This window comes from Novosphingobium sp. SG707, from assembly GCF_012275515.1.
Classification (GTDB): domain Bacteria; phylum Pseudomonadota; class Alphaproteobacteria; order Sphingomonadales; family Sphingomonadaceae; genus Novosphingobium.
Genome location: NZ_JAAZQL010000001.1, coordinates 1187910 through 1197124, shown reverse-complemented (window position 1 = coordinate 1197124; position 9215 = coordinate 1187910). Strand labels below are relative to the sequence as shown.

Below are 9215 nucleotides of genomic sequence, written 5' to 3'. Positions count from 1 at the left end.
TGGGACATCGACCCCGCCAAACACGTGCCGGGGCGCGTGCTGCACACGCAGGGCTGGCCGCTCAGTGAGAGCGAGAGCTGGGGCGGGGGTTTCCTTTATCATCAGGCGGGCGGGCAGGTCGCCTTGGGGTTTGTCACGGCGCTGGATTACAAGAACCCGCATGTGTCGCCTTACGAGGAGTTTCAGCGCTGGAAGCAGCATCCGGCGATCCGCGCCATCCTCGAAGGCGGCAAAAGGGTCAGCTATGGCGCGCGGGTGATCAACGAGGGCGGGTGGCAGAGCGTGCCGCATCTGGCCTTCCCCGGCGGTGTGCTGGCCGGGTGCAGCGCGGGCTTTGTCAACGTGCCGCGCATCAAGGGCAGCCATACCGCGATGAAGAGCGGGATGCTGGCCGCCGAGGCCATCGTGGCGGCCATCGCCCAAGGCGAGGAAGGCGCGCAGCTGGATGGCTACGAGGCCAATCTGCGCGAGAGCTGGATCGCGGACGAACTCAAGCTGGTGCAGAACGCCCAGCCCCTGGTGGCGAAGTTCGGCGGGGCGCTGGGGACGGTGCTGGCCGGGGCGGATATGTGGGCGCGGTATCTCAAGGTGAACCCGTTTGGCGCGATGGCCCACCACACCGACGCCGAGGCAACGGGAAGGGCCGATCTCTACCAACCCATCGCCTATCCCAAACCGGATGGGATCATCTCCTTCGACCGGCTGACGAGCGTCTCCTTCTCCTTCACCAACCATGAGGAGGATCAGCCCTGCCACTTGAAACTCACCGATCCCTCGGTGCCGACCCGGATCAACCTGCCGCGCTATGCCGGACCGGAGGCGCGCTATTGCCCCGCCGGGGTCTATGAGTTCGTCGATGTTCCGGGCGGCGAGGGCGATGCCAAACGCCTCCAGATCAACGCCCAGAACTGCGTCCACTGCAAGACCTGCGACATCAAGGACCCCACCGGCAACATCACATGGGTCGCGCCGGAAGGTGGCGGCGGGCCCAATTATCCCAATATGTAGAAAAGGATAGATGCGAGGGACGCGTTTAAAAGGCCGATTTGTCCAGACAAATCGGTTGGCCCTCGCCCTCCCGTTACTGTCTGCGTGGTGCACAGCCTCGGCCAAAGCGCCCGCCACGCAGTCTTAACAATTGAAAAGCCTGCGGCGCGGACAGGCATAAGCTCGCCGCGCCGCAGGCCTTCAAACCCTCGAACCTCAAACCACCCCCAGCCAACCTCCCACCACCCCCATATCGGGATTGCAAAGGGCCCCCGCCCTTTGCCCGCCGGAGGCAAAAAGAAGCGCCCCCCCGGCTCCAAGATCTTCCGCCTTCAACCCTGCCCAATATGGATCGCGAGCCAGATGGTCGGATCGGCGGTATAGGTGACCCAGTGAGGCGTACCGGCGGGGATCAGCAGGCAGGCGCCGGTTTCCAGCACATGCTCGCTGCCCTCCTCCATCAACAGCCGGGCCTGCCCATGCAGGACCAGCACCCATTCATCCCAATTCTGCACGTAAGGCCGTTCGGCAGGCGTCACATGCCCGCGCGAGACGATGCGCTCGATCCGCAGGCCGGGGCGGCTGAGCAGGTCTTCGAAGGTTTCGGTTTCGTTGCCATCGATCGGTGCCCCGATCCGCAGAAGATTGACCGTCATGACCGTTCGTTTCCTTCGAGTGGACGGGTCCTGAAGGTTGAGAGATTGGCCAGGCCCTTTCAATGAAAATCACAGCCCGCCTCGACACCCCCCGTCATAAAATTTTCCCGGCGGCGGCACCTTGCTCCCGCCCAATTCTTTCGTCCGTCTAGGCTCAGCAATCATGCGGGCGATAGGATGGAGAGATTGATGACCAGCACAAAGACGGCAAAAGCATCAGTAAAGACCAGGTCCGGATCCAAAACCGCGCGCAAAAGCGCACGCGCCGCTGCAAAACCGGCCGACGCGATCAAACTGCTCAAGGATGACCACAAGGAGGTCAAGGCCTGGTTCAAGCAGTTTGAAGCGCTGGAGGAAGACAGCGAGAAGCAGGCTTTGGCCGATCAGATCTGTCTGGCGCTGACCGTGCATACCCAGATTGAGGAAGAAATTTTCTATCCCGCCATCCGCGAGGCCATCGATGATGATGACCTACTGGACGAAGCGGAGGTGGAACATGCCGGCGCCAAGCATTTGATTGCCGAAATTCAGGCCATGAAGGCCGGCGACCGCCTGTTTGACGCGAAGGTAACGGTTCTGGGCGAATATGTGAACCATCACGTTGAGGAGGAAGAGACCGAGATGTTTCCCGAAGCGCGCGACACGAAGGTCGACCTCAAGGATCTGGGCGTCCAAATGGCGGCGCGCAAGGAAGCGCTTATGGCGCAGGCCCGGAAGGGCTGAACCATGACCGACCCCTTTGACCTCCAGCGCTTTGTCTCCGCTCAGGCCGACACCTTTGACGGCGCGCTTGCAGAGATCAGCGCCGGGGCCAAATCGGGCCACTGGATGTGGTTCATCTTTCCGCAAATGGCCGGTTTGGGAGGCAGCGCGATGGCCCGGCATTATGCCATCCGCTCTTTGGATGAGGCGCGGGCCTATCTTGCTCATCCGGTGCTGGGGCCAAGGTTGCGGGCTTGCGTGGCGGCGCTTGATGGGCTGGATCTGTCTGCGCCCGAAATGGTCTTTGGCCCTGTGGACGCGATGAAGCTGCGCTCCTGCCTGACGCTCTTCCTCGCAGCCGGGGGCGGAGGCGCCTTTCGTTCCGCGCTGGCGCGGTGGTTCGATGGCCGGGAAGACGAGGCAACCCTCGCCTTGCTGGCCGATCGGCTTCAGGAGCCGAGGCGGCGCCAGATCCTCTAGCCCGATAGGGCCTGCGTGATCAGGCTCAATCGGTCGATCACGGCATGGGGCTGCTGGCCGGGGGGCAGCGCGTGGATCGTGTCGGGCCGCATCAATCCGGTAGTCATGCCGATGCCGATGGCGCCCGCCTTGCGCGCCATTGCCATTTCCAGCGCCGGATCGTCGCCCACCACCACCATCTGCGCCGCCGCGCTGCGCGGCAGGCCCATCGCGCCCATGGCCACATCAAGGGCAACCCGCGATGGCTTGCCCAGCACCCGCGCCCGCTTGCCCGTCAGCGAGGCGATCATCTGATTGATGGCAAAGCTGGACCCGATGCCGCGCCCCGTGGCGGTGGCGAAAAATGGCACATGGCTGGCCGTGGTCAGGCGCGCGCCGTCCCACACGCTTTGGCAGGCGGCCTCCAGATCGGGAAAGGCAAAGCCGCGAAACCAGCAGGTATAGACGGCGTCCACCTGCGCCTTGTCCGATGGCCCGATCACCTCGATCCCGCGTTCGACCAGCGGCACCTGCGTCCCCGGATCGCCCAGCATCCGCACGCGGCGCAGGCCCCGTTGCTCCAGCCAGATCGCCGCGCTGGTCGATGGGGTCATCATCTCCTCATCGGCCAGATCGAACCCGGCTGCGCGCAGGCCCCTGGCATAGGCGGCGGGCGGCTTGGCCGTGCCATTGGTAAAGACGCGAAACGGGGTGCCGCGCCGCCGCAGGCGGGCCAGCAGTTCGACCGCTCCGGGCAGGGCCTCATGCTGGCCGCTGGCCGCATTGCCCAAGGCGATGGTGCCGTCCATGTCGAAGATGAACCCGCGCGCCCCGGTGATTTTCTCGGCCAAATCATCCGGCAACATGCGCGCCTCCATGCAGGGCGAGGCGGGTGGAGCCGCTCTCGATCACAATGTCGCGCGCGGCGGGGCGGGCGGCCAGTTCCTTGAGCAGCCGCAGGATTCCGGCGGCATCGGGGTTGTAATGCGCAGGCGATGGCCCGGTGCCGATCATTGCGTCGATCTGGTCCGACGGCATCACGGCGCGCAGCAGAAACTCCTCGTCAGGCATGGCATGGCCCCATTTGCGGCGCAAATCGGCCAGCGTGGGAAAAGGCGGCTCGGCGGCGATTTCGGCGGCGCGAGGGCGGTCGAGGATCGCGGCTTCCACCGCTGGATCAAGCGGGCTGGTCGGGCGGCCGAATTTGCCCATGACATAGCGCAGGATTTCATCCGACACCTGCGCATAACGGCGCGCGCCGATGACATTATACAGCGCCTGGCTCATCACCATTTGCGGAAAAGGCGTGACCATGATCGGATAGCCCAGTTCGGCGCGCACCCGCTCTGTTTCCAGCACCACCTCGTCAAAGCGATGCTCCAGCCCCAGTTCGGCCAATTGGCGGCGGGTGGTGGTCATCACCCCGCCCGCGATCTGGTGGCGCAGGAAACTGGCGTCGAAACTCTGCGGCGTACCGACCGGCAGGCCCTGCGCGCGGGCGAGCCGCCACCAATAGTCCGAAACCTTGGCCAGCATCGCCTCGTCGGCGCGCACAGTATGCCCCGCCGCCCGCAGATTGGCCAGCATCCGCCCCGCTTCGGGTAACGACGAGCCATCGCCCAAAGGCCCAATGCCCACATGCACGGCATCGATAATGCCCAGATCGGCTGCGGCAAGGCTGGTCAACCCGCCAAAGCCGATGGTGCAATGGGCGTGGATTTCCAAAGGTTTATCGCCGATGGCGGCCTTGACCAGAGGCGCAAGGCTGCGCACCCTTTCGGGGCTCATCAACCCGCCGGGGTCTTTGAGATAGAAGCAGTCAATATCGGGGCAGGCTGCCAGCCTCCGGGCGAAATCGGCATAGAATTGATCAGTGTGGATGGCCGAGAGCGTGAAGGTCAGCGCGCCCATCACCTGCGCTCCGCCTTCGCGTTTGACCAATCGCGCCGCCTCGATCACCGCATCGGCGTCATGCATCGGATCAAGGATGATGAATTTGCCTATCCCCGCCCTTTGCAACAGGCGATACGCCAGCGCCATGAAATCGGGATCGGCCTGTTGCCATGCGATAAAGCGCAGGCCGGTGGTGATGAATTGCAGCGGCGTGTTGGGCATGGCCGCATGCATCCGGCGGATGCGTTCCCACGGATCATTGCGGAAATAGCGCACCGCCACGGCCATGGTGGTCGAGGAGGTGAAGTCGATCGCGCTGAAGCCCACCCGGTCCATCGCGCCCGCAATCGGCAGGATCTGGGCCGTGTTCAGCCCGGTCGCGCCCCACAGGGATTGGTTGCCATCGCGGATCGAGACATCGACGAGCGAAATTTCGGCCATGGTTTAAAGCCCTTCCAGAAAGCGCGTGTCGACCCCGCCCGCGACAAAGCGCGGATCGGCGGCAATGCGGCGGTGGAGCGGGGTGGTGCTGGCCACGCCCTCTATGCTCAGCGTATCGAGCGCGCGGGCGAGTCGCGTGACGGCGGCGGGGCGATCCTCGCCCCAGACGATCAGCTTGCCCATCAGCGAGTCGTAATAGGGCGGGATCATGCCGCCGCTTGCGATATGGCTGTCCACGCGGATGCCGGGGCCTGCGGGCCATGCCGCGCGCGTCACCGTGCCGGGGGAGGGACGGAAATCGGCCTCGGGGTCCTCTGCATTGATGCGTACTTCGATGGCATGGCCGCGCGGGCGGATGGCGTCCTGATCCAGGCTGAGCCGCGCGCCGCCCGCCACCAGCAATTGCTGCTCGACCAGATCGACGCCGGTGATCGCCTCGGTCACGGGATGTTCGACCTGAATGCGGGCGTTCATTTCAAGGAAGTAGAAATCGCCCGTCTTGGCATCGACCAGAAACTCCACTGTGCCCGCGCCCTTGTAATGCAGGCTCTTGGCCAACGCGACGGCGGCCCGTTCCAGCCCGCTGCGCGTGGCATCAGGCAGCATCGGGGCAGGCGCTTCCTCCACCAGCTTTTGAAACCGCCGCTGGATCGAGCAATCACGCGTGCCCAGATGGATCGCGCTTTCGCCATCACCCAGCACCTGCACCTCGACATGGCGGCCGCTGGCGATGAAACGTTCGACATAGACGCGCGGGTCGCCAAAGGATGCCTGCGCCTCGGCCATGGCCATGGCGATCATCGGGATCAGGTCTTCCTCGCGCTCCACCCGCTTCATGCCCTTGCCCCCACCGCCCGCCACGGCTTTGAGCAGGACCGGAAAGCCGGTTTCACGAGCGCGGGTCAGGGCTTCTTCCGGGGTTGCGGCTTCGCCGCCCGGCACCACCGGCAGTCCGGCCGCCTGCCCTACCGCGCGCGCCATCAGCTTGTCGCCCATCGCCTGAAGGCTGGAGATGTCCGGCCCGACAAAGATGATGCCGGCGTCGATTGCAGCTTTCGCAAATCGGGCATTTTCCGACAGGAAGCCATAGCCGGGATGTATGGCATCGGCCCGCGCGGCAATGGCCGCCGCGATCACCGCGTCCACATCCAGATAGCTCTGCGCCGAAGGGGCGGGGCCAACCAGCGCCACCTCGTCGGCCAGCATGGCGGGCAGGCTTGCCACATCGCCCTGCGAGGCGCCCAGAATTGCGGTCATCCCCAGTCTTTGCGCCGTGCGCGCAACGCGCAGGGCGATCTCGCCGCGATTGGCGATAAACAGCCTTCGGATCATGATTTTTCCTTTTAGGCGGCAGGCCGGATGTGGATCAGCGCGGCGCCATGGCCGATCGCTTCGGCATTGCCCGCAACAAAGGCGACCACCTCGCCGCTCACCCCGGCATGGACCGGGTTCATCAGTTTCATCGTTTCGACAATGCCCACCACTGTGTCGGCCTGCACCTGACTGCCCAGTTCGACAAAGGGCGCGGCGCCGGGCGCGGGGGCGCGATAGAATGTGCCGGGTAGAGGCGCGCGAATGGCGACAAGGCCCTCGGGCGTATCGGGCGCGGCGGTGCTGGTGGTCTGGGTGGGCGCGTGCTGGGCCGCCCATTGCCATTCCTGCGACCATCCGCCGCCATCCCCATCACGCCGGACTTTCAGGCGAAAGCGCGCGGTGGCAATGTCGAGTTCGCGGTAATCGCTGCCGTCAAGGATGGCGACAATATCGCCGACATCCTCCGGGCTGAGAAAGGGCGCGCTCATGCCGCCACCATCGCGGGCTGGCCCAGCAGGCTTCGGGCATGGGCAATGATCGCCTGAGCAAAGGCGGGATCGTTGAAATGGGCGTCGATGGCATGGAACTTTGCGTTTTGCGGCATGGATCGGCGCATATGCTCGGCAAAGGGCGGTGGCAGGCCAGGGTCGTAGAGGTGGCCCTGCGTGCTGTCATGGCTGGAAAAACCGCCCAGCGGGGTGAAGAAGGCTACCGGCCCCTTGGCCTCGCTCATCATCCCGGCCAGCTTATCGCCAATCCGTTCCAGATCCGCCAGATCGGTGCGCACGGCGGTCAGATGCGGATTGTGTTTGTGATAACGCTTGCCGGGGAATTGCGCCTGCGCCGCATCAATCGGCCCGCCTATGATGAAATCGGCATTGCCCGGCGCCCAGATCGTGGGAATGCCGCGCGCCATGCCCACCGTGCCGCGCGCGGGGCCGCCATCGGCCAGACCGCCAAACATATGGTCGATGATCTCTGTCACCGAAAGATCCAGCACCAGCGCCACATCGCGCTCGGCGGCAATCGCGTCCAGCGTCGGCCCGCCCACGCCCGAGGAGTGAAACACCATGACCTCGCAACCATCGCTCTCCAGCGCCTGGCGGATCGCGCGGGTGGTCGGCTCGGTCGTGCCAAGCGTGGTCATCAACACCAGCGGGCGCTCGGAAACGGGCATACCGTCATAGCCTTTGGCCATGCCCGCAATAGCCAGCGCGGCATTGCGATAGACATCGCGGCTGATCGTGTTGATCCCGGCGATATCGGTAACGGCATTCATCATGGCGATGTCGCGCACGCCTACATAGGGCTTTGTGAAACCCGACGCCATGGTCGAAACGATCAGCTTGGGCAGGCCATAGGGAAAGCTCTGCATCAAGGCCCCCGCCAGCGCCGTGCCCATCGACCCGCCCACCGACAGGATGCCATGGATCGGCGTATGCGCGGCAAATTCATGCGCGGCGCGGATCGAGCCTGCAATCATCATTTCATGGATCTGGCCTTCATGGCCCAGCGCCAGAATGTCGGCAATGGTCGATCCGGCAGCCGCAGCCACCGCATCCGGCCCGATCTCGGCGCCCCCCAGATCACGCCGGACGCTGGGGTCGAGATGCACGACATTGACCCCGGCGCCTTCGAGATGCTCGCGCACGAAACGGGCCTCTTCCTGTTTGGTATCCTGCGTGATGATCAGCATCACATTCTTGCGCGACGCATCGCCCATAGTGTTCGGATCCTCTCTCATGCCTTGCTGGTCCATTGGCCGCAGGCTTTTTCTGATGCCGATATTTTCATGGCCGACACGGATTGCCTAATGCATTTCGCGCGGTAAATTTCACAGCGTGAAACGGGGGCGGCATGGCTTTGGGTGAAGACAACATGGCCCGGCAATCGGGCGTCAAATCAATCCGCGCGCTGGAACGCGGGCTTGATGTGCTGCTGGCCATCAGGGCGGCGGGGGGCGGGGGGCTGAGCCTCAACGCGCTGCACCAGCAACTGGGCCTGTCGAAGGCGACTCTCCTGCGCCTGTTGCAAACGCTGGCCAGTCGGCGGCTGGTGTGGCGGCGTCTGGCCGATGGCCTGTGGTTGCCGGGTGCGGCGGGTGCGGCGGCGCCTGATCGTGTGTGCCGCATGGCCGAAATCGCCTCGCCGCTGCTGGTCGAATTGTCGGCGCAGGTGGTCTGGCCCAGCGTGATCGCCATTCCCCGGTTCGACCATATGGAAATCATCGAAACCAATGGTCAGGTCGCCCGTTTTGACTTTGCCGCGTTGGGGCCGGTGGGGGCCAAACTGTCCTATCTGCATACGGCCACGGGGCGGGCCTATCTTTCCGCCTGCGCCGATGCCGAGCGCGACGCGATCATTGCCCGCCTGACCCCGCCCGGCGCCACGAGCGAACAGCGCGAACAGATCGATGCGATCATTGCCCAGACCCGGCAGCGGGGATGGTCCACGCGCCTGCCGCATCATCCATGGTCGGACCGTGACCGGCAAACGGTGCTGCGCGACGGCAAGAATTCGATCGCCGTGGCGGTCAATGGCGAGAATGGCCCGATTGCGGCCATCAACATCACATGGCCTGCCCGTCGCGCCGTGGTCGAGGAAGTGGCCTTGCGCCATTTATCCAGCCTTCAGGGCATTGCGGCGCGCATCGGTCGGCTGGTTGATGGATGAAGTTTCACCAGATGAAATTTTCAGCGCTTGCGGAGCGGCGCCGATTGGATGACCTATAGCAACCAGAGGCCGCCGGAAGACGAAGCGGGC

At 64.5% G+C, this 9215-nt stretch carries 10 protein-coding genes; 4 read left to right on the top strand and 6 right to left on the bottom strand.

Annotation, left to right across the window (positions count from 1 at the left end):
* On the top strand, window positions 1-1008 hold a 1008-nt coding region (locus FHW92_RS04875; protein ID WP_168602046.1), incomplete at its 5' end, for an electron transfer flavoprotein-ubiquinone oxidoreductase.
* Window positions 1009-1319: 311 nt separating this feature from the next.
* On the opposite strand, the gene FHW92_RS04870 is transcribed toward FHW92_RS04875, so the two are convergent.
* Entirely contained in the window at window positions 1320-1643 is a 324-nt protein-coding gene (locus tag FHW92_RS04870; protein WP_168602045.1) for a cupin domain-containing protein, read from the bottom strand.
* Window positions 1644-1832: 189 nt separating this feature from the next.
* Between FHW92_RS04870 and FHW92_RS04865 the strand changes: the two genes are divergently transcribed.
* Entirely contained in the window at window positions 1833-2366 is a 534-nt protein-coding gene (locus FHW92_RS04865; protein ID WP_168602044.1) for a hemerythrin domain-containing protein, read from the top strand.
* 3 nt (window positions 2367-2369) lie between these two features.
* Window positions 2370-2825 carry a DUF1810 domain-containing protein gene (locus FHW92_RS04860; RefSeq protein WP_168602043.1) on the top strand — a complete coding sequence of 152 codons (456 nt, stop codon included), beginning with the start codon at window positions 2370-2372 and terminating at the stop codon, window positions 2823-2825.
* On the opposite strand, the gene FHW92_RS04855 is transcribed toward FHW92_RS04860, so the two are convergent.
* The 5 genes from FHW92_RS04855 to FHW92_RS04835 are packed head-to-tail and all read right to left on the bottom strand — an operon-like array spanning window position 2822 to window position 8196.
* On the bottom strand, window positions 2822-3670 hold the full coding sequence (locus FHW92_RS04855; RefSeq protein ID WP_168602042.1) for an HAD hydrolase-like protein: 849 nt from the start codon (window positions 3668-3670) through the stop codon (window positions 2822-2824). The genes FHW92_RS04860 and FHW92_RS04855 overlap by 4 nt on opposite strands.
* Window positions 3657-5138: a biotin carboxyl carrier protein gene (locus FHW92_RS04850; RefSeq protein WP_168602041.1), complete on the bottom strand. Its 1482-nt coding sequence runs from the start codon at window positions 5136-5138 to the stop codon at window positions 3657-3659. The genes FHW92_RS04855 and FHW92_RS04850 overlap by 14 nt, the downstream gene beginning before the upstream one ends.
* Before the next feature lie 3 nt (window positions 5139-5141).
* Window positions 5142-6470 (bottom strand): biotin carboxylase N-terminal domain-containing protein, encoded by a 1329-nt coding sequence (locus tag FHW92_RS04845; RefSeq protein WP_210428356.1) that lies wholly within the window; start codon window positions 6468-6470, stop codon window positions 5142-5144.
* Between the two features lie 11 nt (window positions 6471-6481).
* Window positions 6482-6940, bottom strand: a complete 459-nt coding sequence (locus tag FHW92_RS04840; protein ID WP_168602040.1) for a biotin/lipoyl-containing protein — start codon at window positions 6938-6940, stop codon at window positions 6482-6484.
* The gene (locus tag FHW92_RS04835; protein WP_246869903.1) at window positions 6937-8196 is read right to left on the bottom strand and encodes a Tm-1-like ATP-binding domain-containing protein; all 1260 of its coding nucleotides are present in this window, start codon (window positions 8194-8196) and stop codon (window positions 6937-6939) included. Before FHW92_RS04835 ends, FHW92_RS04840 begins: the two co-directional genes overlap by 4 nt.
* Before the next feature lie 113 nt (window positions 8197-8309).
* On the opposite strand from FHW92_RS04835, the gene FHW92_RS04830 reads away from it, so the two are divergent.
* Window positions 8310-9125: a helix-turn-helix domain-containing protein gene (locus FHW92_RS04830; RefSeq protein WP_246869902.1), complete on the top strand. Its 816-nt coding sequence runs from the start codon at window positions 8310-8312 to the stop codon at window positions 9123-9125.
* Window positions 9126-9215 lie beyond the last annotated feature (90 nt).